The following is a 21,510-nucleotide window of genomic DNA, read 5'->3' as shown; positions in this document are numbered from 1 at the left end:
GCCGTGCCGGCTGAGACGCCGGTGGCGCCGTACCGCCCGGGACGCCGATGGCGCCGCACCCGAGCGGGTACGGCGCCACCGACGGTCGACTCACAGCTCGGCGAGGGTGCCGGCGTACATCTTGTCGATCTCGGCGGAGAAGTTGCTCTCCACTCCACGACGCTTGATCTTCAACGACGGGGTGATCTCGCCGTCCTCGATTGTCAGGTCACGCGGCAGGATCGCCACCTTCTTGATCGTCTCCCAGCGGTTGAGCTTCGCGTTGAGCTGGGCGACGTACTCCTCGACCATCGTCTGTGCCTCCTGCGAGGTCACGATCTCGGTGTAGCTGCGGCCCTCCAGCGGGCCGCCGGCGACCCAGCCCTGGATCGCGTCCGGGTCCAGCGTGACGAGCATCGTGCAGAAGTTGCGGGCCTGGCCGACGACGACCGCCTGCGAGGTGTACGGGCAGATCGCCTTGAACATGCCCTCGATGTGCGACGGCGCGATGTACTTGCCGCCCGAGGTCTTGACCAGGTCCTTCTTGCGGTCGGTGATCCGCAGGTAGCCCTGCTCGTCGAGGGTGCCGATGTCGCCGGTACGGAAGAAGCCGTCCTCGGTGAACGCGGCGGCGGTCTCCTCCGGCAGGTTGTGGTAGCCCCGCATCACCGGCCGACCGCGCACCAGGATCTCGCCGTCGGTGTCGATCCGGCACTCCAGGTCGCCCATCGCCCGGCCGACAGTGCCGATCCGCAGCCCCGACGGCGGGTTGACGAAGTTGCCGGCGCTGGTCTCGGTCAGGCCGTAGCCCTCGGAGATCGGCAGGTTTGCGGCGGCGAAGAAGGTGGCGATCTCCGGGCTGAGCGGAGCGGCACCGGAGACGAGCACGCGCATCCGGCCGCCCAGGCGGGCCTGGAGCTTGCTGAACACCAGCTTCTCGGCCAGCCCGTAGCGCAGCTTGAGCCCGCCGGGCACCGGCTTGCCGGCCTGTTCCAGGGCCACCTTCTCCTTGCCGACCCGGACGCCCCAGGCGAAGATCTTCGCCTTCGCGCCGCCAGCGCCCTGCGCGGTGGTCACCGCCTTGTTGTAGACCTTCTCGAACACCCGGGGAGCGCCGCACATCAGCGTCGGGCGGATCACCGCCAGGAGGTCGACCAGCTTGTCCACCCGCCCGTCGACGTAGGTGGGCAGCCCGACGTGGATGGCGCCGCAGAGCAGGGTCTTGCCGAACGAGTGGGCCAGTGGCAGCCACAGGTACTGGAGATCGTCGTCGCGCAGCAGCCCGACCTCGGCCTGCGCCACGGCCTCCCAGCACCAGCCGCCGTGCAGCAGCTCGACGCCCTTGGGTTGGCCTGTGGTGCCGGAGGTGTAGATCAGGGTGGCCAGGTGGTCCGGGCCGATGCCGGCCACCAGCATGTCGATCAGATCCGGCTCGGCGGCCAACGCGGCTTCGCCGCGCTGCTCCAACTCGGCGAGGGTGAGCTGCGGCACCGCAGCGGCGGGGTCGGCGGCACCGTCGAAGAGCACCACGTGGGTCAGTGCGGGCAGGTCAGCACCCGCGATCTTGGCCGCCTGGGCGGGGTTCTCCGCGAAGAGCACCCGCGAGCCGGAGTCCGCGATGATGAACGTCGCGTCTCCCGGCTCGGTGGTCGGATAGACGGTGGTGGTCGCCCCGCCGGCACACATGATGCCGAGGTCGGCGATCACCCAGTCGAGCCGGGTGTTGGCGAGGATCGCGACCGGATCCTCCTGGCCGACGCCGAGCGCGTGCAGGCCGGCGGCGACCGCCTTGGCGCGCTGACCGACCTGCTCCCAGGTCAGCCAGTTCGGGCCCGAGTCGTCGGGCAGTGGGGACGCGAAGGCGTGGCGGTCGGGGGTCGCTGCCACGCGCTTGAGGAACATGTCCGGGATGGAGCGGTACGGTACATCGAGAGCCATCGCTGTAGCCGCCTTCGGGGGTGGTGGCGTGACGGGCGTCACGTCATAACGGTTACCGAAGAGTATTGCCTCTCACCAGGCATCGGCTAGCCCTGGAGATCATCCGGCTGTCCCCGTCCCACCAACCGGTACCGACGATCAGGCGTACCGGGCAGCCATGACTGACCAGTCGTAGGTGGCACGAACCCAGTTGCGTCGGGAGGCGAGCGGCTCGTGCAGTGCGTCGTCACCGCTGGCCAGCAGCGCCTCCTCCGCGTCCAGGTACGCCGCCAGCCCTCGGTTGAAGCGGTCCGCGGCGGCCCGCAACGCGTCCGCCTCGTCCAGGCCGCCCTCCTGGGCGATCACGGTCACCAGATTGTGCGCGTCCGGGTCTGCCCGGCTCTCCTTGCCGTAGGAGAACAGGTCGTTGCACCAGCAGATCAGGTCCACGGCCAGCAGATCCAGGGCGGTCAGCGCCGGATCGGCACGTCGTGTCGGCCCCGGCGGTCGACCCGACGCCAGGTCGGTCAGGGTGAGGCAGGGGTGGACGCCGCCGATGTGACGCCGCAGCTGGACGTACTCGGTGACCCCCGGGACCCGTTGGCGTTCCCGGTTGGTCGCCTCCCAGAGCAGCGCCAGCAGATACTCCCGCAACTGGCTGACGAACCGCAGCAGCAGCGCCGAGCGGCCCTGCGCCCGGGTCCGGCGGCACAGGTCGTGCAGTGCCGCGCCCAGCGCGCCGGCCTCGGCCGGCGGTCGTGCGGCCGGATCGCCGCACTGGTCCAGCACGTCGAGGAGTGCCCCGATGGCCGGCGCCAAGCGGCCAGGGTCGGTCCCGAGACCGTCCTCGTCGCAGGCGTCATCCATGACGAAGAGCCAGGAGATCAGGTCGGTGAGTAGTCGGACTCCCTCCACTGGTCCGTCTGGGCAGGCCCGGCCGGCTAGGCCGGCGGCATCCGCCTGTTGCAATCGGTTAACCCGATGTCCGGAATCGACCAGCCCGAACGTTCGCGCCCACTTGACGCTCTCGACCGCCACCCGATCTGTGGCCTTATGGCGCCCTCCCACAAAGGAAGGTTCCCGTAGCGCCGAAATCGCGAAACTGCGCATGCTCCGCCCCCACTTCATGCCGCCCCGGCGCGGAACGGCGCGCTGAAGCGTACGGGAGGAGGTATCGTTCCGCATCGCTCCCGCGTGCGCAATTCCGTGGAAGTTTCGTGACCGATTCAGTACAGACGGTCACATGCCCAGGCTGGCGTTGCGCAGTTGCTGCGCCGACGCCGCAGGCCCGTCCAGCTGAACCCGGGCCACCCGCTGCCGGCCGGAGAGGAACAGCGTCAGCTCGCCCGGAGCGCCCACCAACCGCAGCGGCTCGCCACCGCGGCCGGTGGAGATCTCGCCGTAGCCGGGCGCCTGGACGTACAGGTCGGCGGGGAAACGGCGCAGCCTCATGCGGGCCAGTGGGGCGGCCCGCTTCCAGAGCGTTGCCTCCAGGCCGTTGGACAACTCTCGCGGCTGCCATCCCGGCGCCGCCCGCCGGACGTCCTCGTGGTGGATGAAGAACTCCACCGTGTTCACCAGCTCGTCTGTCAACGGGTTGCTGACCGGGCTCCACACCGGCGGTCGGCGCACCTGCGCCACCAGTTCCGGGTAGGGCCGGGCCGCGATCTGGAGGCGGACCCGCTCGGCGTACGCGCGAAGCGGCGGCAGCAGGAGTCCGCCGGCCGCGTCCGGTCGGCGCTCACGCAGCACCAGGTGCGCGGCGAGGTCACGGGTCGCCCAGCCCTCGTTGATCGTCGGCGCGTCCGGCCCGAGGGCCAGCAGGAGATCGGCCAGCGACTGGCGCTCGGCTCGGGCGTATCGCGGCATGGCCCGATCGTAGGCCCGGATGCCGTGCACCGCCCGTCGAGCAGCTCAGCGCCTGGTGCGCCGTCCGGTGCGTGACTGTCGACATATCCGGTCCGGGTCGTCGGTGTCGGTGGCTACCGGTAAGGATGAGGGAGATAATTGTGGCTTACGGCGGGGGAGAGCGTGGCGAGCGGAACAAGTCGGGACGTACTCGGCCGGGGGCTCGGAGTCCTCCGGCAGGCCATCCGGGAACAGCCACGCATTTTCGCGGTGGCCGTGCTCGGCAGCGTGCTGTTCGGCGGGATGGTCATCGCCAGCGCGTTCGTGGTGGGCGCGGTTGTCGGTGACGTGGTGGTGCCGGCCATCGCCCGCGGCGAGGTGGCGGCCGGCACGCTGGCGCTGGCCGCTGTGGCGCTCTTCGGCATCAGCGTGCTGCGGGTGGTGGGGATCTTCGGGCGTCGGCTCGGCGCCGGTTACATGCAGTACCGGCTTCAGGCCGCCTACCGCCGGCGGGTCACCCGCCGGTACCTTGACCTGCCGCTGTCGTGGCACCACCGCAACGCCACAGGCACCCTGCTGTCCAACGCCAACTCCGATGTGGAGGCGGCCTGGTATCCGATCGCGCCACTGCCGTTCGCCGTCGGCACGTTGGTGATGCTTGTCGGCGCGATCGTCTCGCTGTTCGCCACCGACTGGGCGCTCGCCCTGGTCGGCCTAGCGGTCTTTCCCGCGCTGTTCGCGCTCAACGTGGTCTATTCACGCCGGATGGCGCCCCGGCAGGCCCGGGCGCAGCGGCTGCGCGCCGAGGTCAGCGAGATCGCCCACGAGAGCTTCGACGGCGCGCTTGTGGTCAAGACGATGGGCCGCGAGGCGCAGGAGACCACCCGGTTCGCCGGTCGCGCCGGAGAGCTGCGGGACGCGCTGATCGCGGTCGGCCGCCTGCGAGGTGTCTTCGACCCGCTGCTGGAGACACTGCCCAGCCTCGGCACCCTGGCGGTGCTGGTGGTCGGGGCGTTCCGGCTGCGCCAGGGCGCAATCAGTGTGACCGAGTTGGTGAGCGTTGCCTTCCTCTTCACGGTGCTGGCGTTCCCGGTGCGGGCCATCGGCTGGGTGCTTGCCGAACTGCCGCGCAGCGTCGCCGGCTGGGACCGGGTCCGCCGGGTGCTCGACGCCACCGGCGAGATGCCGTACGGGTCCCGGGTGCTCGATCCGGCCACCTCCGGCCCGGCCACGCTCACCTTCACGGACGTGCACTTCTCGTACCCGCCGGCGGAGGCGCACCAGACCGGCGCGAAGGTGCTCGGCGCTGTCGGCTTCACAGTGCCCGCCGGCCGCACTGTGGCCCTGGTGGGGCCCACCGGCTCCGGTAAGTCCACAATCGCCTCGCTTGCGGTGCGCCTTGTCGACCCGGACTCCGGCACGGTGCAGCTGGACGGTGTGGACGTGCGGGACCTGACCGCCGCCTCGCTGGCGAGCACTGTCGCCCTGGTGGCGCAGGTGCCGTTCGTCTTCGACGACACCGTACGGGCCAACATCGCCCTCGACCGGCCGGGCATCGACGACGAGGTGGTCTGGGCGGCGCTGCGGCTGGCCGAGGCGGACGGTTTCGTCGCGGCGCTGCCCGAAGGGCTCGACACAATGGTCGGCGAGCGCGGCACCTCGCTGTCCGGCGGGCAGCGGCAGCGGCTCACGCTTGCCCGCGCGCTGGCGGGGAGCCCGCGTCTGCTGGTGCTCGACGACGCGACGAGCGCCGTGGATCCCCGGGTGGAGGCGGCAATCCTGGCGGGTCTGCGCTCGTCGGCGGGTGAGCCGGGAGCGGCGGTGGCGTCGATCCTTGTCGTCGCGTACCGCCGGGCGACCATCGCGCTGGCCGACGAGGTGATCTACGTCGAGCAGGGCCGGGTGGTGGCCCGGGGCACGCACACCGAGTTGCTGGCCACGGTCCCCGGGTACGCGGATCTGGTGACCGCGTACGAGCAGGCGGAGGTCGAACGGGCGCAGGAGCGCACGTACGACGAGGTGGCGCCGCTGCCGTCGGGCTTGGAGATCGAAAACGAGAGGTCGACCCGGTGAGTGCGAGGAGTGCAGCGAAGCGGAGCCCCGCAGTCGCGAACGAAAGGTCGGCCCCGGTGAGCGCGAGGAGTGCAGCGAAGCGGAGCCCCGCAGTCGCGAACGAAAGGTCGGCCCCGGTGAGCGCGAGGAGTGCAGCGGAGCGGAGCCCCGCAGTCGCGAACGTAAGGTCGGCCCGGTGACTGCGCAGACGGATGAGCGGGCGGCGAAGTCGGAGACGACCTGGCAGACGCTGCGGCGTGGCCTGGCGCTGTCTCCGGAGCTGCGGACGGGGTTGGCTGGCACGCTGGCCCTGGCGTTGGTCTACATGGTGGGTCGGGTGGCTGTGCCGGTCGCCGTGCAGCAGGGCATCGACCGGGGCATCGTCGGTGGTTTGAACCTGACCGTGATCTGGTCGGTGGTGGCGATCACCGCGGCGATCCTCACGGTCACCACGCTCTGCGGTTACCTGATGATGCGGCGGCTGTTCACTGTCAGCGAGACGGCGTTGGCGAACGTGCGGACGCGGGCGTTCCGGCACGTGCACGACCTGTCGATGCTGCACCAGCAGTCGGAGCGGCGCGGTTCGCTGGTGTCCCGGGTGACGAGCGACGTCGACCAGATCACCCAGTTCCTCCAGTGGGGCGGGGTGATCCTGCTCGTCAACCTGGGTCAGCTGGTGGTGACGACGGCCGTCATGCTTGCGTACTCCTGGCAGTTGACGGTTGTGGTGTTGGTGGCGTTCCTGCCTGCGGTGTTCATCATCCGGCAGTTGCAGCGCCGCCTCGGTGCGGCGTACGCGACGGTGCGTCAGCGCACCGGCACGTTGCTGGGCGCGATCGGCGAGAGTGTGGTGGGCGCGCCGGTGATCCGGGCGTACGGCATCGCGGGGCGTACGGCGCGGCGGTTGGACGACGCGATCGACAGTCAGCGTGTGGCGCAGCAGCGGGCGATCCGGATCAGCATCGTGGGCAGCTCGGTGGGTGAGTTGGCGGCCGGTGTGGCGTTGGCCGGCGTTGTGGTGCTCGGGGTGACGCTGGGGGTGGACGGCACGCTGTCGATCGGCCAGTTGACGGCGTTCCTGTTCCTGGTGACGTTGTTCATCCAGCCGGTGCAGATCGCCACTGAGGTGTTGAACGAGGCGCAGAACGCGATCGCTGGTTGGCGGCGGGTGTTGGACGTGCTGGACGTCGCTCCGGACGTGGCCGACCCGGGGGAGCAGGGTCGGGATCTGCCGGGCGGTCCGTTGGACATCCGGTTCGCCGGGGTGCGGTTCGCCTATCCGGGTGGCCCGCCGGTGCTGCACGACATCGATCTGGAGATCGCTGCGAAGAGTCGCGTGGCGGTGGTGGGTGAGACCGGCAGCGGCAAGACGACGTTCGCGAAGCTGCTGACGCGTCTGATGGACCCGTCGGCCGGGGCGGTGCTGCTGTCCGGGGTGCCGCTGTCGGAGGTCCGGTTCGACTCGCTGCGATCCCGGGTGGTGATGGTGCCGCAGGACGGGTTCCTCTTCGACGCGACGGTGGGGGAAAATGTCCGGTTCGCTCGGCCGGAGTTGACCGACGAGCAGCTCGCTGCGGCGTTCACCGAGTTGGGCCTGGCGGACTGGCTGGACGGTCTGCCGGCGGGCCTGGACACTCCGGTCGGTGAGCGTGGTGAGGCGCTCAGCGTGGGGGAGCGGCAGTTGGTGGCGTTGGCGCGGGCGTACGTGGCGGATCCGGATCTGCTGGTGCTCGACGAGGCGACGAGCGCTGTGGACCCGGCGACGGAGGTGCGTCTGCAACGGACGTTGGACGCCGTGACGCGGGGTCGTACGACGCTCGCGATCGCGCACCGGCTCTCCACGGCGCAGGCTGCCGACGAGGTGATCGTGGTGGACCGGGGGCGGATCGTGCAGCGCGGCGCGCATGACGAGTTGGTCCGGGATGCCGAGTCGGTCTACGGCCTGCTGTACGCGTCCTGGCTGGAGCAGACCCGGTAGCGGAGGCGTAGGTGGACGTGGTGGGCTGGGTGCTCTACGCTCCGGGTTAGGTAAGCCTAACCTCCGAAGGGGGTCTCCCTATGCGGCCCAGCCCTGCCGAGACCGTGCGTACTCTCGTCGCCGGTCGGCTGCCCGGTCTCATCCACCTGGCCCACCGACCGGGCCCGCACCACGCCCGGCACGTGACCGACCCGGACGGGCGGGTACTGCTGCTGGTGCCGGTTGCCAGCCACCTCGCCGCCGCGTTGCAGCCTGACGGCGGAAGCGCCGAGGTCGCAGTGGTCCTCGACGTGCTCGACCTGCCACCGGCGGCCGGCGCTCCGGGGTTGGGTCGGGCATGGGTGTCCGGTTGGGCCGGTGAACTGCACGGCGACGAGGCGCGCCGCGCGGCTGTCGACTTCGCCGCTGTCGAGCCGACAGGTGACCTGCTCGACGTGGGGACCCGGTTCCGGCTGTTCCGCTTCGAGGTGGCCGAGGTCCGCTGGGAGCAGGCGGGCGTCGTACGGCGGATCGACCCGGGGGAGTACGCCGAGGCGGAACCGGACCCGGTGCACCCGGTGGAGGCCCTGCTCCTGGCCGACCTCGCCGACCGTGACGCCGCCGAGGTGACCGACTACCTGCGTCAGCAGCTCGGATTGACCGAGCAGACACCGGGCGGGCCGCCGCGCGTGGTGCGCATCGACCGGTACGGCCTGGTGGTCGCCCTCGGCCGTCCCGCCGCCCGGCGTCGCATCCGGTTGGCCTTCCCCTGCCCGGTGGACGGCCCGGACGAGCTGGACGGGCTGCTTCCGACATTGCGCCGCCGGGCCGAGGCGCGTCCGCCCCGCTGATCGGCCGGCCGTACCCGTACTCCTGCTCGGTGTCTACGCCGGCAGCGGGCCCAGGGGCTTCCCATGACCGCCGCCACCTGCCGCGGTCGGCAGCGGCCCGGTCAGGTACCGCTGGATGGTCGGGCCGATGGCCGCGACAAGGGTCTCCGGGTCCGCCGAGGCGACCGGCTCCATCCGGACGACGTGGCGCATCAGGGCCAGGCCGATCATCTGGGTGGCCACCAGGGAACCGCGCAGCGGCAGCTCGTCCCTGTCGACGTCAAGCTGCTCCAGCACCCGCCGCAGCACCTGGGTGGTGACGAATTCGCGCAGCAGGCGGGCGGTCCACTCGTTGCTCACGGCGGAGCGCAGCAGCGCCTGCGCGGCACTGCCGGCCGGGGAGTCCCACACGCCGAGGAAGTTGCGCACCAGCCGCTCGCCGACGCCGTCCTCGTCGCCGGCGAGCACCGTCGGCACCAGTTGACCGGGGTCGACCGGGAAGTTCATCGCGGCGATGAACAGCTGATCCTTGCTGCCGAAGTAGTGATGCACAAGCGCCGGGTCGACCCCCGCCGCGCTGGCGATGGCACGGATCGAGGCGACGTCGAAGCCACGCTCGGCGAACGCCGTGCGCGCCGCGTCGAGGATCGCCTCCCGGGTGCCCGGGTTGCCGGGTCGCCGACCGGTTCGCCGCGTCATCGTCGCCCTTCGTTTGTTTCCACAGGCGCAGCCGCACCACGGCCGCGCAGGTCTCAGCCGGTACGTCGGCGCAGGGTGGCCGCCGCGAGCACCAACGCCAACACCACCGCGCCGAGCACCACCGCCACGTCCCGCCACATCGTGCCGGTCGGTTCGGCGTGCGCGCCGACCTCCTGCAACGCCTCGACGGCGTACGACAGGGGGAAGACGTTACTGAGCGCCTGGAGCCAGCCGGCCATCTGGTCACGGGCCACGAACAGGCCGCACAGCAGCAGTTGGGGGATCACCACGACCGGCAGGAACTGTACTGCCTGGAACTCGGTGCGGGCGAAGGCGCTGCAGAGCAGGCCGAGGGCGACACCGAGCACGGCGTCGACGACCGCGATGCCGATCACCAGACCGCTGCTGCCGGCCGTCTCCAGATCAAAGATCCAGTACGCCACTGCGGCGGCGATCGTGGCCTGCACGGCAGCTGCCAGCCCGAACGCGATGCCGTACCCGAACAGCAGGTCGAGCTTGCCCAGCGGGGTGGTGAGCAGGCGCTCCAGGGTGCCGGAGGCGCGTTCCCGGAGCATGGCGATGCTTGTCACCAGGAACATGATCACAAAGGGGAAGATGCCGAGCATCACCAGCGCGACCCGGTCGAACGTGGACGGTTGCCCGGGCGGGGTCGGCTGGTCGACGTACATGAAGTAGACGAGGGTGAGCAGGGCGGTCGGAACCACAAGGAGCAGCGCGATGGTGCGCCGGTCGTGCCGGAGCTGGCGCAGGATGCGACCGGTGGTGGCCGCCAGGATCCGCGGGTTCACGACGCCTCCCGTCCGGTGCCCGAGGTCCGGCCGAGGGTTTCCGCCGGGCCGGAGCGGGCCTCCTCGGCGCGGATCAGCCGCAGGAACGCCTCGTCGAGGTCGTCCACCCCGGCGGACGCGCGGATGGCTGCCGGACTGTCGTCGGCGATCAGCCGTCCCGCGCGGATCAGCAGCAGCCGGTCGCAGCGCGCCGCCTCGTCCATCACGTGGCTGGACACCAGCAGGGTGGTGCCGGCGGCGGCCATCGCGTGGAACCGGGCCCACAGGTCGGCGCGTAGCACCGGGTCCTGGCCGACTGTCGGCTCGTCGAGGATGACAAGCTCCGGGTCGCCGACCAGGGCGCAGGCCAGGGAAGCCCGACTGCGCTGGCCGCCGGAGAGGGTGCCGACGAGTTGGGTGGCCGCGGCGGCCAGCCCGACATCGGTGACCGCCTGGTCCGCCTCGGCGCGACCGCGTCCGTGCAGGGCCGCGAAGTAGCGGGCGTTCTCGCGCACGGTCAGGTCGGCGTAGACGCTCGGCGCCTGGGTGAGGTAGCCGACCTGATGCCGCAGCGCGGGAGCACCAGCCGGCTGGCCCAGCACGGTCACCGTCCCGGACGTGACCACCTGCACGCCGACCACCGCGCGCAGGAACGTGGTCTTGCCGCTGCCGCTGGGGCCGAGCAGCCCGGTGACGGCGCCGCGCGGAACGGCGCAGCTGATGCCGTCGAGCACCCGCCGGCCGCCCCGGTCGACCACCAGGTCACGGACCGCTATCGCGTCGGTCATTCCGTACCTCCGATGAAATTCAACACCCGATGAACTCAACGCTAGATGAGATATCGAGCCCACGCAATGCGGCCTACCGCGCCCAACGGAAGAACGGGCAGTACGCTCCGGACCGGACAGCAGGTCCGCCATCGGGCATTGCGCACCGAACGGACGTACGGCACGATGGCGCGGTGGGTCACGCTCCGTTACCGCACAGCGGGTTCCTTGAGGACTGGGCCGCACGGTTGCGGCAGGCCGCCGACCGGCCGGTCGTCGGCATCCTGCTGCGCGGCAGTCACGCCCGCCGGACCGCCACCGCCCACAGCGACGTCGACCTCGACGTGCTCGTCGGCGGCGCCCCCTACGCGGCGCGCCGCGCGTACCTGGCCGAGACTGCCGGCCGCGTCACCCACGTCTCGGTGGCCGCCCGCGATGTCCGCTCCTGGGTGCACCGGCTCGGCGAGCCGGCCGACTGGGCGTTCGGACTTCCGGTCACCACACCGGCCCGGCTGCTCTGGGCCGACCCGCACTGGCGGCCCCGGATCGACCTGCCGGTGCTCTGCCAGCCCGCCGAACCGCCCCGGCTGGAGGAACTGATCGCCGTGCTCGGCAAGGCCGCCGCCGCGCGGGCCGCCGCCGACCGCCTCGGTGTCCGGCTCGCCGTGGCCGACCTGGCGCGGCTGTGCCCGTCGGTGCTGCGCCCGGCGAACCCCTCGGTGCGGGTGGCCTCCCGCCGCGCGGCGTTCGCGGCGGCCCTGGAACTGCCGGTCGCCCCGCCCGGCTACCGGGACGACATGCTGCTCTGCCTCGGGCTGCGCCCGGGCACCACCGGGCAACTCTGGACCGCCGCCGTACGGCTGGTGGCCGGCACCCTGCCGTTGATCCGCCCGTACGCCGAGGAGATTGCCGAGGTGACCGGCACCGACCTGGCGGACGCCCTGGTCGACGGCCGGCTGGACCGCTACGTCGCCCAGCTCGCCCGGCCGGTCGGCCCCGGGCGGGAGCCGTCGCCAGTGTCCGCGCCGCGTGCAGGACAATGGGTCACTGTGCCCGTACCTGACGCGCCGGCGACCGGCGTACCCAGCGATCCGAGCGGCCCGACGGCTGCCGTGCCGGCCCGGCCCACCCAGCTCGACCCGGCCATCGCGGCCCGGCTGCGCCGCAACGCCGACGGCCTCGTCGCCGCGGTGGTCCGCGCCCACGACTCCGGCGATGTGCTGATGGTCGCCTGGATGGACGACGAGGCGCTGCACCGCACCCTCACCACCGGCCGGGCCACCTACTGGTCACGCAGCCGGCGCGAATACTGGGTCAAGGGCGCCACCTCAGGGCACCACCAGTACGTCCGCTCGGTCGCCCTGGACTGCGACGGCGACGCGCTGCTGGTAACCGTGGAGCAGGTGGGCGCCGCCTGCCACACCGGGCAGCGGACCTGCTTCTTCACCGAGCTGCCCGTCACCAGCCCGGAGGAGCTGTGACCACGCGCGTGCGGCGCGGCTGCGCGGTCGCGACCGAAAGGCAGGCTCAGCCATGACCGACGGCGCTGTGAGCCCGGACCTGGTCACCTTCACCGAGCTGGCGGCACGCTGGCGGGTGGTGCCGGTCATCCGCCGGCTCCTGGCCGACGCGGAGACCCCGGTCGGCGTCTACCGCAAGCTGGCAGGTGGGCCCGGCACGTTCCTGCTCGAATCGGCCGAGCAGGGCGTCGGCTCCGCAGGCATGGCCTGGTCGCGGTACTCGTTCATCGGCGTACGCAGCAGCGCCACGCTCGTCGAGCGGGACGGCGTGGCGACCTGGCTCGGCCAGCCGCCGGCCGGGCTGCCCACCGAAGGTGACCCGGTGCGGGTGCTGCGGGAGACCGTCGCGGCGCTAGCCGGTCCGGTCGGTGACGAGGCCAGCGGGATGCCGCCGCTGACCGGGGGCATGGTCGGCTACCTGGGGTACGACCTGGTGCGTCGCTTCGAGCGGCTGCCGGAGCTGACCGAGGACGACCTCGGTGTGCCGGAGCTGGGCATGATGCTCGCCACCGACCTGGTGGTGCTCGACCACTACGACGGCTCGGCGATCCTCGTCGCCAACGCGGTGCTGCCGCCGCTGGGCACCCCGGGCCGCGACGAGCAGGTCACCGCCGCGTACCACCACGCGGTGGGACGGCTGGACGCGATGACCACCGCGCTGTCCCGGCCCATCCCGCCGATGATCTCCACGGTGGAGCGCCCGCCGGCCGGCGAGGTCCTCTGCCGTACGCCCGACGGTGGCTATCCGAAGGCGGTGGAGGCGGCAAAGGAGGCGATCCGGGCCGGTGAGTGCTTCCAGATCGTGCTGTCGCAGCGCTTCGAGCGGGCGACGCACGCCGATCCGCTGGACGTGTACCGGGTGCTGCGCACCAGCAACCCCAGCCCGTACATGTACCTGCTGCGCTTCGACGGGTTCGACATCGTCGGCTCGTCGCCGGAGGCGCACCTGAAGGTCACCGCAGGCTCGGACGGGCGGCGACGGGCGTTGTTGCATCCGATCGCCGGCACGCGGCCGCGCGGTGGCACGCCGGCCGCCGACGCGGCGCTGGCCGCCGAGCTGCTCGCCGACCCGAAGGAACGGGCCGAGCACGTGATGCTTGTCGACCTGGGCCGCAACGACCTGGGTCGGGTCTGCGAGCCGGGCAGCGTGGAGGTGCCCGAGTTCGCCACCATCGAGCGGTACAGCCACGTGATGCACATCGTCTCGACTGTGATCGGCACGCTGCGTGACGATCGTTCGGCGTTCGACGCGCTCGCCGCGACCTTTCCGGCCGGCACTCTGTCGGGCGCTCCCAAGGTGCGGGCCATGGAGATCATCGAGGAGTTGGAGCCGGTTCGGCGTGGCGTGTACGGCGGCACTGTCGGCTACTTCGGCTTCGGCGGCGACCTGGACATGGCGATCGCCATCCGCACCGCGCTGATCCGTCAGGGCCGCGCGTACGTGCAGGCGGGCGCGGGGGTCGTTGCCGACTCGGATCCGGCCGCTGAGGACCAGGAGACCCGCGCGAAGGCCGCCGCAGTGCTGGCGGCGATCGCCGCGGCCGAAACTCTCAGGCCGGCCCGGTGAGCGCGAGGAGCGCAGCGCAGCGGAGCCCCGCAGTCGCGAACGTAAGGCCCGCCCGGTGAGCGGGGCGGGTGTTGGTGAGCGGCCGGAGGGCGGGGTGGCGACGGGTCGGCGTCAGTTGACGTACGCCGTGCTGTTCGGTCTGGCTGGCGCGGCGCTGGCGCTGTGGGCGGCGACCCGGAGTTGGTCGGTGGAGGTGACGGCGCGCCCGGCCCCGTTGCCGCCGGTGCGTGATGTCCGTAGTGGGGCGGCGCTGCTGCCGTGGCTGCCGGCGTTGGCTCTGGTCGCGTTGGCGGGTGGCGGCGCGGTGTTGGCCACCCGGGGCTGGCTGCGCCGGGTGGTGGGCGTGCTGCTGGGGGTGCTCGGCCTGGCGGTGGCGGCCGGCGGTGGGTACGGGCTGGTCGCCGACCTCGGTGGTGTGGTGAGCAGGCAGTGGCCGGCGCTCTGTCTGCTCGGCGGTCTGCTGGCCGCGGTGGGCGGTGGGTGGACCGCGTTGCGGGGCGGGGGTTGGCCGGCGATGGGCGCCCGGTACGAACGACCGACGCGAACCGTCACGGAGAGTGAGCCTGAGGCGGCTGGGCCGCCCGGCCCGATGGCCGGGCGGCGGACCACCGAGGCGTGGGACGCGTTGGACCGGGGCGAGGATCCGACGGCCACCTGACGCGACGCCCGACCGGCGGGTCAGGCGGCGTCGTCACGGGCAGGGTGTCGTCGGTCGGTGAGGGTGCACACCGACTTCGGGCGCGGGTGTCAGCCGACGGGCTGGTGCTCCCGCTGCTCCTGCTGGCGGCGCGCCGCGGCGCGGGCGGCGGCCAGTTCGGCCACCAACCGCTCCAGTTCGGCGCGTCGGTCGGCGCGGGCCCGGTCGGCGCAGACCGCCTCCCAGGCGTTGCCGCGGGCGGTGCGCATTCGGTCCTCGCCGACGACGGCTCGTTCCAGGGTGTGCACGACGCTCACGGCGAGTGACGCGACGGTCCGCGAGATGGTGGTCAGCCCGATGCTCTGGTTCGGCTCGACAATGCTCATGGTCACCCCGCACGAGAAGTTGGCGACGGTCGGGCAGGTGCGCCATCGAGTCTGCCCGAGGACGATGCTGACCGGCTGACGTTTCGCCCGGGTGACCGCCCGGTCAACTGTCTCGCCCCGGTGCTGACCTGGGACGGGCCATTCGGCCTTGAGTTCGCTCACAGCATCGACGGGTGTCGTTGTCGCGCGGCGGACGGCCGCTGTCGATGGCATGATCGATGGGTCGGCCCGGTTCGACCGGGGTCGCCGGGCTCCCGACCCAGGGCGCCGTGGAAGCGGAGGTGGCGTTGCGTGACATCCCGTTCACGGCAAGTCGGCCATTATGCCGCAAGCGTTTTCGTGAGCAGCGCCATACCCCGGCCTCCCGGCGTCGGTCGGCTGCCCCTAGCATCGGCCCATGACACCCGGAGAGGGGAGTCCGATGGTGACTGCTGAGCATGGGCACGCGGAGGGGGACGAGGCCGGTCAGTCGGCGCCCGCTAGCGTGCTCGACGAGATCCTGGCCGGCGTTCGTGAGGATGTCGCCCGCCGCCAGGAGCAGATTCCGTTGGAGCGGATCCGTGAACTGGCCGCGGCGGCACCGCCTCCGCTGGACGCGTACGCGGCGCTGCGTAAGCCCGGTGTGGCCGTCATCGCCGAGGTGAAGCGTTCCTCGCCGTCGAGGGGCCGGCTGGCCGAGATCGCCGATCCGGCCGATCTGGCCGTCGACTACGCGGCGGGCGGGGCGCGGGCGATCAGCGTGCTGACCGAGGGGCGCTGGTTCGGCGGCTCGCTCGACGACCTCGCGGCCGTCCGGGCGGCGGTCACCGTGCCGGTACTCCGCAAGGACTTCGTGGTCTCCAGCTACCAGGTCCACGAGGCGCGCGCCCACGGTGCCGACCTGGTCCTGCTGATCGTCGCGGCGCTCGAACAGAACGCCCTGGTGGGCCTGTTGGAGCGGATCGAGTCGCTGGGCATGACGGCACTCGTCGAGGTTCACGACGAGGAGGAGGCCGACCGTGCCCTGGAGGCCGGCGCGCAGGTGATCGGGGTGAACGCCCGCGACCTGCGTACCCTGGAGGTCGACCGGTCGGTGTTCGAGCGGATCGCGCCCGGCCTGCCCAGCAGCGTCGTCAAGATCGCCGAATCGGGCGTCCGTGGGCCGCACGACCTGATCCGGTACGCCTCCGCGGGCGCCGACGCGGTCCTCGTCGGCGAGGGCCTGGTCACGCAGAAGAGCCCCCGCGAGGCAGTGGCAGAGCTGGTCAACGCCGGTAATCATCCGGCAACGCCCCGACCGGCGCGCTGACCCGCGCCGGTGTGACGCCCCACCGAGAGGATTTCCGATGAGCGCCGATGCGCTGGCCCCGGTGGCCGGCCCGCAGCCCGACTCCGCCGGTCACTTCGGTCGCTTCGGCGGCCGGTTCGTGCCCGAGGCCCTGGTGGCCGCGCTGGACGAGCTCGACGGGGCGTGGCGCACGGCGATGACCGACGATTCCTTCCGGGCCGAGTTCGGCGCGTTGCTGCGGGACTACGCGGGCACGCCGTCGCTGCTCTACGAGGCCCGGCGGTTCTCCGCGAAGATCGGCGCGCGGGTGCTGCTCAAGCGGGAGGACCTGAACCACACCGGGGCGCACAAGGTGCGCAACGTGCTCGGTCAGGCGCTGCTCACCAGGCGGATGGGCAAGACCCGGGTGATCGCGGAGACCGGGGCGGGTCAGCACGGCGTGGCCACCGCGACCGCCGCCGCCCTGTTCGACCTGGAGTGCGTGGTCTACATGGGCGAGGTCGACACCGAGCGGCAGGCCCTCAACGTGGCCCGGATGCGGATGCTCGGCGCCACAGTCGTCCCGGTCACCACCGGCTCGCGCACCCTCAAGGACGCGATGAACGAGGCGATGCGCGACTGGGTGGCAAACGTCGACCAGACGCACTACCTGATCGGCACCGCCGCGGGGCCGCACCCGTTCCCGGCGATGGTCCGCGACTTCGTCCGTGGCATCGGCGACGAGGCCCGTCAGCAGTGCCTCGACCTTACCGGCGCGCTGCCGGACGCGGTCACCGCCTGTGTCGGCGGCGGCTCCAACGCGCTGGGCATCTTCCACGCCTTCGTTCCCGACGAGGACGTGCGGCTGTACGGCTTCGAGGCCGGCGGCGACGGGGTGACCACCACCCGCCACGCGGCCAGCATCACCGGCGGGTCCGCCGGGGTGCTGCACGGCGCCCGCACGTATGTGCTGCAGGACGCCGACGGGCAGACGCTGGAGTCGCACTCGATCTCCGCCGGGCTGGACTACCCCGGCGTCGGGCCCGAGCACGCCTGGCTGCACGACACCGGCCGGGCCAACTACCTGCCGGTCACCGACGACGAGGCGATGGCCGCGTTCCAGTTGCTCTGCCGTACGGAGGGCATCATTCCGGCGATCGAGAGCTCGCACGCGCTGGCCGGCACCGTCGCACTGGCCCCGAAGCTCGCCGCCGAGCTGGGCCGGGAGCCCACAATCGTGGTGAACCTCTCCGGGCGGGGCGACAAGGACGTGCACACCGCCGGGGACTACTTCGGCATCCTCGACAAGGAGAGCTGAGATGAGCCGGATCGGGGTGGCCTTCGACAAGGCCCGGGCCGACGGACGAGCCCTGCTGGTCGGTTGCATGCCGGCGGGGTTTCCGACAGTCGAGGGCAGCATCGCGGCCATGACGGCGATGGTTGAGGCCGGTGTCGACGTCATCGAGGTGGAGATCCCGTACTCCGACCCGGTGATGGACGGCCCGGTCATCCAGAAGGCCAGCGACATCGCGCTGGCCGGCGGGGTCCGCACGGCGGACACGCTGCGCATCATCGAGGCGGTGGCGGCCACTGGTGCCCCGGTGGTCACCATGACCTACTGGAACCCCATCGAGCGGTACGGCGTGGACGTGTTCGCCCGCGACCTCGCCGCCGCCGGTGGCACCGGCCTGATCACCCCGGACCTGATCCCCGACGAGGCGGACGAGTGGCTTGCCGCCTCGGACGCCCACGGGCTTGACCGCACCTTCCTGGTGTCACCGTCGTCGACGGACGCCCGGCTGGCGATGACGGTGCAGCACTGCCGTGGCTTCGTCTACGCCACCGCCGTCATGGGCGTCACCGGCGCCCGCGCGCGTACCTCCGACGCCGCGCCCACCCTGGTCTCCCGGGTCCGGGAGGTCACCGACCTGCCGGTGGGTGTCGGTCTGGGTGTGGGCACCGGCGCGCAGGCCGGCACTGTCGCCGGGTACGCCGACGGAGTGATCGTCGGCAGCGCTCTGGTGCGTTGCGTGCTCGACGCGTCGTCCGAGGCCGAAGGGCTTGCCGCGCTGCGTACCCTCAGTGCCGAACTCGCCGAGGGCGTCCGCAACCCCGTTCGCTGAGCGCCGCACACCGCGACGAACGTGAACGGGCCCGGCGGTCACGTCCTTCCGAGCCTGATTCCTGTGAGTCATTTTGATGACTCACAGGAATCAGGCTCGAAGACGTAGCACCGGCCCGGGGGCGGTCGACAGCGGCGCCGGCACGGTCACGGACGCAGCGACGGGCCTGTCGCTGCTTCGCCGCGTTGCTCCGGCGGCCGCCCAGCTCCCGCCCGCCCGCCACGGCTGGCCGGATCCGCGGAGTCGGTGGCCCAGGTGGTTTCGCGAAGAACGCCGGAGCGGCCGGCGACCGCGTCGGCGACGGCCGCCCGGGTGAGCGGGGTGACCTCAGCGGGCAGCGTGCTGGGGGCGTGCCAGGACAGCCGGCAGCCCGGCGACGGGCCGGCGCTCGGCCCGACCTCCGCCGCGCGGGCGCGGAACACGTGCACAAGGATGTCCGGCAGTGGCCCGGCCCGGCCGGCTGGCGTGTCCGCCGGTGGACCGCTCAGGTGGTAGACGCCGACCAGGTCGACGAGCTCGATCTCCCAGCCGGTCTCGGCGCGGATGTCGCGCAGCGCCGCCCGCACCGGGCTCTCCGCCGGGCGCAGCCGGCCGCCGGGCAGGGCGTACCGGCGCTCGCCCCGGCCCTGCCGGCAGAGCAGCACCCGGCCGGCAGCGTCGGTGACGACTGCGGCGACCGCCCAGGTGAGCGTGCTCATGGACAAAGAGCCTACGGCGGCGCAAACCAGAAGTCATCGGGATGGCCGGGCGGTGGCCCGGGGTGCCGCTGCGGGGGTCGGCAGCGGTAGCGTGTGCACCCGTGACCTACGCCTCGCTGTCCCCCCAGGCGGCTCTTCCCAGTCCCAGCACCGCGGTCTGGCAGCTCGGGCCGGTTCCGATCCGGGCGTACGCGCTGTGCATCATCGTCGGCATCGTGCTGGCCTGCTGGGTCACCGAGCGCCGCCTGCGTCAGCGCGGTGTCGCGCCCGGAGCGGTGCTCGACATCGCCGTGTGGGCAGTTCCCACGGGCATCATCGGCGCCCGGATCTACCACGTGCTCACCTCGCCGGAGAAATACTTCGGCGCCGGTGGAGACCCCATGAAGGCGTTCGCCATCTGGGAGGGCGGTCTCGGCATCTGGGGTGCCGTCGCCGGTGGCGCGATCGGCGCCTGGATCGCGGCCCGTCAGCTCGGCATTCCGTTCTCCGTGGTGGCCGACGCGTTGGCCCCCGGGTTGCCGCTGGCCCAGGCGGTCGGGCGGGTCGGCAACTGGTTCAACAACGAGTTGTACGGCGGCCGGACGACAGTGCCGTGGGGCCTGGAGATCCACCGGATGGACCCGGACAACCCGGGGCACGCGTTGCGCGACGACGCCGGTCAGCCGATCCTCGAACCGGGCCTCTACCAGCCGACGTTCCTCTACGAGGCGCTGTGGAACCTCGGCGTGGTCGCGCTGGTCCTCGTGCTGGACCGCAAGCTGCGGCTCGGCCGGGGCCGGGCGTTCGCCGTCTACGTGATGGGCTACACCGTCGGTCGGTTCTGGATCGAGCTGATGCGCACCGACGAGGCCAACCAGATCTTCGGCGTCCGGCTCAACGTCTGGACGGCCGCCCTGGTCTTCCTCGGCGCGTTGCTCTACTTCGTGCGGGTCCGTGGCCCCCGGGAGTACCTGATCCCGATCGGCGCGGCGGCCACCCCGACTCCGCCAGCGACCTCCGACCTGTCCCAGGTCGACCTCTCCGAGCAGGAGGCCGGGGCGCGCGCTGCCGCCCCGGAGGGTTACCGGGTGGTCAGCGAGGAGCAGTTCCGCACCTGGCAGGACACCGGCGTGGCCCCGCCCGAACCGGCCGACGGCGACAGCGACGACAGCGGCGACGACGACGGCCGCGGCGACGACGACGGCCGCGAGGCGGCACCGGCGACCGGTGACCCCACGCCGGCCGACGACACGCGGGACGCGCACGACGGCGAGCGGGCCGACGCACGCCCCGCCGACCGGGACAGCTGAGCGAGGGCGATACCGATGCGAAGCGCGGTGGTGGTCGGTGCCGGGGTCGGTGGCCTCGCGGTCGCTGGCGCGTTGGCCCGCTCCGGGTGGCAGGTCACCCTGTTGGACCGCGCAGAGCGGGTCCGCCCCGAGCCGACCGCCGTCGTGCTCTGGCCCAACGGGGTACGCGCGTTGCAGGCCCTCGGTCGCGGCGACGGCCTTGCCGCCATCGCCACCCCGCTGCCCGACGGTGGGGTCCGCCGCCCGGACGGGCACTGGCTTGTGCAGCCTCGACCGACGTCGGTCGAGCGGATGCCGGTGGTGGTGCACCGGGAGGACCTGCACGACGCGTTGATCGCCGGGCTCGGTGACCGTGTCGAACTGCGTACCGGTGTCACAGTGCGCCACGTCCGGGTCGAGCCGGGGGAGCGCCCGGGCGTCAACGACGGGCGGCACACCATCGAGGCCGACCTGGTGGTCGCCGCGGACGGCACGGACAGCGTCATCCGCCGCCAGTTGGCACCCGAGTCCGGGGTGGTCAGCTCCGGCTGCGCCGCCTGGCGGGCCGTCATCCCCTGGTACCGCGCACCTCGACTGCCCGCCGACCAGCCGATCGCCGGTGAGTTCCTCGGCGCGGGCTACCGGTTCGTGGCCGCCTCGCTGGGCGAGCGCGGCTCGTCGGGCGGCTCCACCCGGGGCGGCATCTACTGGGTGGCCACCGCGGCCGGCGCTCCCCGCCCGGAGCCGCCGGAGACCCAGCTCGCGCTGCTGCGCCGCTGGTACGCGGGCTGGCCGGCGCCGATCGCCGACCTGCTCGACGCCACCGACCCGGCCGACCTCGTCCAGCAGGAGGTTCGGGAGTTGCGCCCGCTGCCCCGCGCGTACGGCTTTCCGGTCGGGCCGGGCGGTGTGGTGCTGCTCGGCGACGCGGCGCACGCCATGCCGCCGCACCTCGGCCAGGGCGCGTGTCTGGCATTCGAGGACGCCGCCACACTCGCCTCCCTGCTGCGTGAGGCCCGGTTGCCGGACGCCGTGCAGGCGTACGACCGGGTGCGCCGTCCCCGGGCGGCGTCAGTGGTCCGACAGACCCGGCGCATGTCGGCGGTGCTCCAGACCCGGGGCCGGCTGGCGCTGCGCGCCCGGGACGCCGCACTCGGCACGATCAATTCGCGGCTGATCTCCAGCACCGCCGCGTCCGCAGCCCAGTGGCGTCCGCCGGCCTGACCGG

Annotated in this window: 19 protein-coding genes and 1 pseudogene; 12 read left to right on the top strand and 8 right to left on the bottom strand. The window is 72.3% G+C overall.

From position 1 onward, the window contains the following. Positions 1-90 precede the first annotated feature (90 nt). From ACLQ23_RS18445 to ACLQ23_RS18435, 3 genes are all read right to left on the bottom strand, one after another. Positions 91-1,917, bottom strand: a complete 1,827-nt coding sequence (locus tag ACLQ23_RS18445; protein WP_355592965.1) for an AMP-dependent synthetase/ligase — start codon at positions 1,915-1,917, stop codon at positions 91-93. 138 nt (positions 1,918-2,055) lie between these two features. Next, positions 2,056-2,811 carry a terpene synthase family protein gene (locus ACLQ23_RS18440; RefSeq protein ID WP_355630469.1) on the bottom strand — a complete coding sequence of 252 codons (756 nt, stop codon included), beginning with the start codon at positions 2,809-2,811 and terminating at the stop codon, positions 2,056-2,058. A gap of 324 nt (positions 2,812-3,135) precedes the next feature. Further along, a complete protein-coding gene (locus tag ACLQ23_RS18435; RefSeq protein ID WP_355592961.1) occupies positions 3,136-3,765 on the bottom strand; it encodes a TIGR03085 family metal-binding protein in 630 nt (209 codons plus the stop codon). A gap of 162 nt (positions 3,766-3,927) precedes the next feature. Here ACLQ23_RS18435 and ACLQ23_RS18430 point away from each other — a divergent pair, with 162 nt between their 5' ends. The 3 genes from ACLQ23_RS18430 to ACLQ23_RS18420 all read left to right on the top strand — a co-directional run bounded on the left by ACLQ23_RS18430 (position 3,928) and on the right by ACLQ23_RS18420 (position 8,604). Next, the gene (locus ACLQ23_RS18430; RefSeq protein WP_355592959.1) at positions 3,928-5,817 is read left to right on the top strand and encodes an ABC transporter ATP-binding protein; all 1,890 of its coding nucleotides are present in this window, start codon (positions 3,928-3,930) and stop codon (positions 5,815-5,817) included. Between the two features lie 175 nt (positions 5,818-5,992). After that, entirely contained in the window at positions 5,993-7,774 is a 1,782-nt protein-coding gene (locus ACLQ23_RS18425; RefSeq protein WP_355592957.1) for an ABC transporter ATP-binding protein, read from the top strand. Between the two features lie 80 nt (positions 7,775-7,854). Next, on the top strand, positions 7,855-8,604 hold the full coding sequence (locus ACLQ23_RS18420) for a DUF2470 domain-containing protein (RefSeq protein WP_355592955.1): 750 nt from the start codon (positions 7,855-7,857) through the stop codon (positions 8,602-8,604). A gap of 33 nt (positions 8,605-8,637) precedes the next feature. On the opposite strand, the gene ACLQ23_RS18415 is transcribed toward ACLQ23_RS18420, so the two are convergent. The 3 genes from ACLQ23_RS18415 to ACLQ23_RS18405 are packed head-to-tail and all read right to left on the bottom strand — an operon-like array spanning position 8,638 to position 10,858. Further along, positions 8,638-9,282, bottom strand: a complete 645-nt coding sequence (locus ACLQ23_RS18415) for a TetR family transcriptional regulator (protein WP_355592953.1) — start codon at positions 9,280-9,282, stop codon at positions 8,638-8,640. 53 nt (positions 9,283-9,335) lie between these two features. Beyond that, entirely contained in the window at positions 9,336-10,091 is a 756-nt protein-coding gene (locus ACLQ23_RS18410) for an ABC transporter permease (RefSeq protein ID WP_355592951.1), read from the bottom strand. Continuing rightward, positions 10,088-10,858, bottom strand: a complete 771-nt coding sequence (locus ACLQ23_RS18405) for an ABC transporter ATP-binding protein (protein WP_355630471.1) — start codon at positions 10,856-10,858, stop codon at positions 10,088-10,090. Before ACLQ23_RS18405 ends, ACLQ23_RS18410 begins: the two co-directional genes overlap by 4 nt. Before the next feature lie 29 nt (positions 10,859-10,887). On the opposite strand from ACLQ23_RS18405, the pseudogene ACLQ23_RS18400 reads away from it, so the two are divergent. The 4 genes and pseudogenes from ACLQ23_RS18400 to ACLQ23_RS18385 form a co-directional block, all read left to right on the top strand. Then, positions 10,888-11,718: pseudogene (locus ACLQ23_RS18400) on the top strand (hypothetical protein); the annotation flags it as partial. Between the two features lie 168 nt (positions 11,719-11,886). Then, positions 11,887-12,318 (top strand): phosphoribosyl-AMP cyclohydrolase, encoded by a 432-nt coding sequence (gene hisI, locus ACLQ23_RS18395; RefSeq protein ID WP_355593205.1) that lies wholly within the window; start codon positions 11,887-11,889, stop codon positions 12,316-12,318. Positions 12,319-12,370: 52 nt separating this feature from the next. Continuing rightward, positions 12,371-13,924 (top strand): anthranilate synthase component I, encoded by a 1,554-nt coding sequence (locus ACLQ23_RS18390; protein WP_355630474.1) that lies wholly within the window; start codon positions 12,371-12,373, stop codon positions 13,922-13,924. 55 nt (positions 13,925-13,979) lie between these two features. Continuing rightward, the gene (locus ACLQ23_RS18385) at positions 13,980-14,582 is read left to right on the top strand and encodes a Trp biosynthesis-associated membrane protein (protein WP_355630477.1); all 603 of its coding nucleotides are present in this window, start codon (positions 13,980-13,982) and stop codon (positions 14,580-14,582) included. An 89-nt stretch (positions 14,583-14,671) separates the two neighbouring features. Here the strand turns inward: ACLQ23_RS18385 and ACLQ23_RS18380 are convergent, their stop codons facing one another. Further along, complete coding sequence (locus ACLQ23_RS18380) at positions 14,672-14,947, bottom strand: hypothetical protein (protein WP_355593201.1); 276 nt, start codon at positions 14,945-14,947, stop codon at positions 14,672-14,674. 484 nt (positions 14,948-15,431) lie between these two features. Between ACLQ23_RS18380 and trpC the strand changes: the two genes are divergently transcribed. Genes trpC through trpA form a run of 3 tightly spaced genes read left to right on the top strand, consistent with a single transcriptional unit; the run spans position 15,432 to position 18,316 of the window. Next, a complete protein-coding gene (trpC, locus tag ACLQ23_RS18375) occupies positions 15,432-16,235 on the top strand; it encodes an indole-3-glycerol phosphate synthase TrpC (protein WP_355593199.1) in 804 nt (267 codons plus the stop codon). A gap of 37 nt (positions 16,236-16,272) precedes the next feature. After that, positions 16,273-17,511, top strand: a complete 1,239-nt coding sequence (trpB, locus tag ACLQ23_RS18370) for a tryptophan synthase subunit beta (RefSeq protein ID WP_355592945.1) — start codon at positions 16,273-16,275, stop codon at positions 17,509-17,511. A gap of 1 nt (position 17,512) precedes the next feature. Further along, positions 17,513-18,316, top strand: a complete 804-nt coding sequence (gene trpA / locus ACLQ23_RS18365) for a tryptophan synthase subunit alpha (protein WP_355592943.1) — start codon at positions 17,513-17,515, stop codon at positions 18,314-18,316. A 146-nt stretch (positions 18,317-18,462) separates the two neighbouring features. On the opposite strand, the gene ACLQ23_RS18360 is transcribed toward trpA, so the two are convergent. Further along, entirely contained in the window at positions 18,463-19,014 is a 552-nt protein-coding gene (locus tag ACLQ23_RS18360; RefSeq protein ID WP_355592941.1) for an NUDIX hydrolase, read from the bottom strand. Positions 19,015-19,115: 101 nt separating this feature from the next. Between ACLQ23_RS18360 and lgt the strand changes: the two genes are divergently transcribed. Both lgt and ACLQ23_RS18350 read left to right on the top strand, forming a co-directional pair. Beyond that, positions 19,116-20,303 (top strand): prolipoprotein diacylglyceryl transferase, encoded by a 1,188-nt coding sequence (gene lgt / locus ACLQ23_RS18355; RefSeq protein ID WP_355592939.1) that lies wholly within the window; start codon positions 19,116-19,118, stop codon positions 20,301-20,303. Between the two features lie 15 nt (positions 20,304-20,318). Beyond that, positions 20,319-21,506: an FAD-dependent oxidoreductase gene (locus ACLQ23_RS18350; RefSeq protein ID WP_355632718.1), complete on the top strand. Its 1,188-nt coding sequence runs from the start codon at positions 20,319-20,321 to the stop codon at positions 21,504-21,506. The last annotated feature ends 4 nt before the right edge of the window (positions 21,507-21,510 follow it).

This window comes from Micromonospora sp. DT41, from assembly GCF_049841715.1.
GTDB classification, from domain to species: Bacteria; Actinomycetota; Actinomycetes; order Mycobacteriales; family Micromonosporaceae; genus Micromonospora; species Micromonospora profundi.
This window is presented reverse-complemented; position numbering and strand designations above follow the sequence as displayed.

Coding starts and splice junctions, on each gene's coding strand:
- ACLQ23_RS18445 (WP_355592965.1), bottom strand. CDS start 1,917: ATGGCTCTCGATGTACCGTACCGCTCCATCCCGGACATGTTCCTCAAG.
- ACLQ23_RS18435 (WP_355592961.1), bottom strand. CDS start 3,765: ATGCCGCGATACGCCCGAGCCGAGCGCCAGTCGCTGGCCGATCTCCTG.
- ACLQ23_RS18420 (WP_355592955.1), top strand. CDS start 7,855: ATGCGGCCCAGCCCTGCCGAGACCGTGCGTACTCTCGTCGCCGGTCGG.
- ACLQ23_RS18415 (WP_355592953.1), bottom strand. CDS start 9,282: ATGACGCGGCGAACCGGTCGGCGACCCGGCAACCCGGGCACCCGGGAG.
- ACLQ23_RS18405 (WP_355630471.1), bottom strand. CDS start 10,858: ATGACCGACGCGATAGCGGTCCGTGACCTGGTGGTCGACCGGGGCGGC.
- ACLQ23_RS18390 (WP_355630474.1), top strand. CDS start 12,371: ATGACCGACGGCGCTGTGAGCCCGGACCTGGTCACCTTCACCGAGCTG.
- ACLQ23_RS18380 (WP_355593201.1), bottom strand. CDS start 14,947: ATGAGCATTGTCGAGCCGAACCAGAGCATCGGGCTGACCACCATCTCG.
- trpB (WP_355592945.1), top strand. CDS start 16,273: ATGAGCGCCGATGCGCTGGCCCCGGTGGCCGGCCCGCAGCCCGACTCC.
- trpA (WP_355592943.1), top strand. CDS start 17,513: ATGAGCCGGATCGGGGTGGCCTTCGACAAGGCCCGGGCCGACGGACGA.
- ACLQ23_RS18360 (WP_355592941.1), bottom strand. CDS start 19,014: ATGAGCACGCTCACCTGGGCGGTCGCCGCAGTCGTCACCGACGCTGCC.
- ACLQ23_RS18350 (WP_355632718.1), top strand. CDS start 20,319: ATGCGAAGCGCGGTGGTGGTCGGTGCCGGGGTCGGTGGCCTCGCGGTC.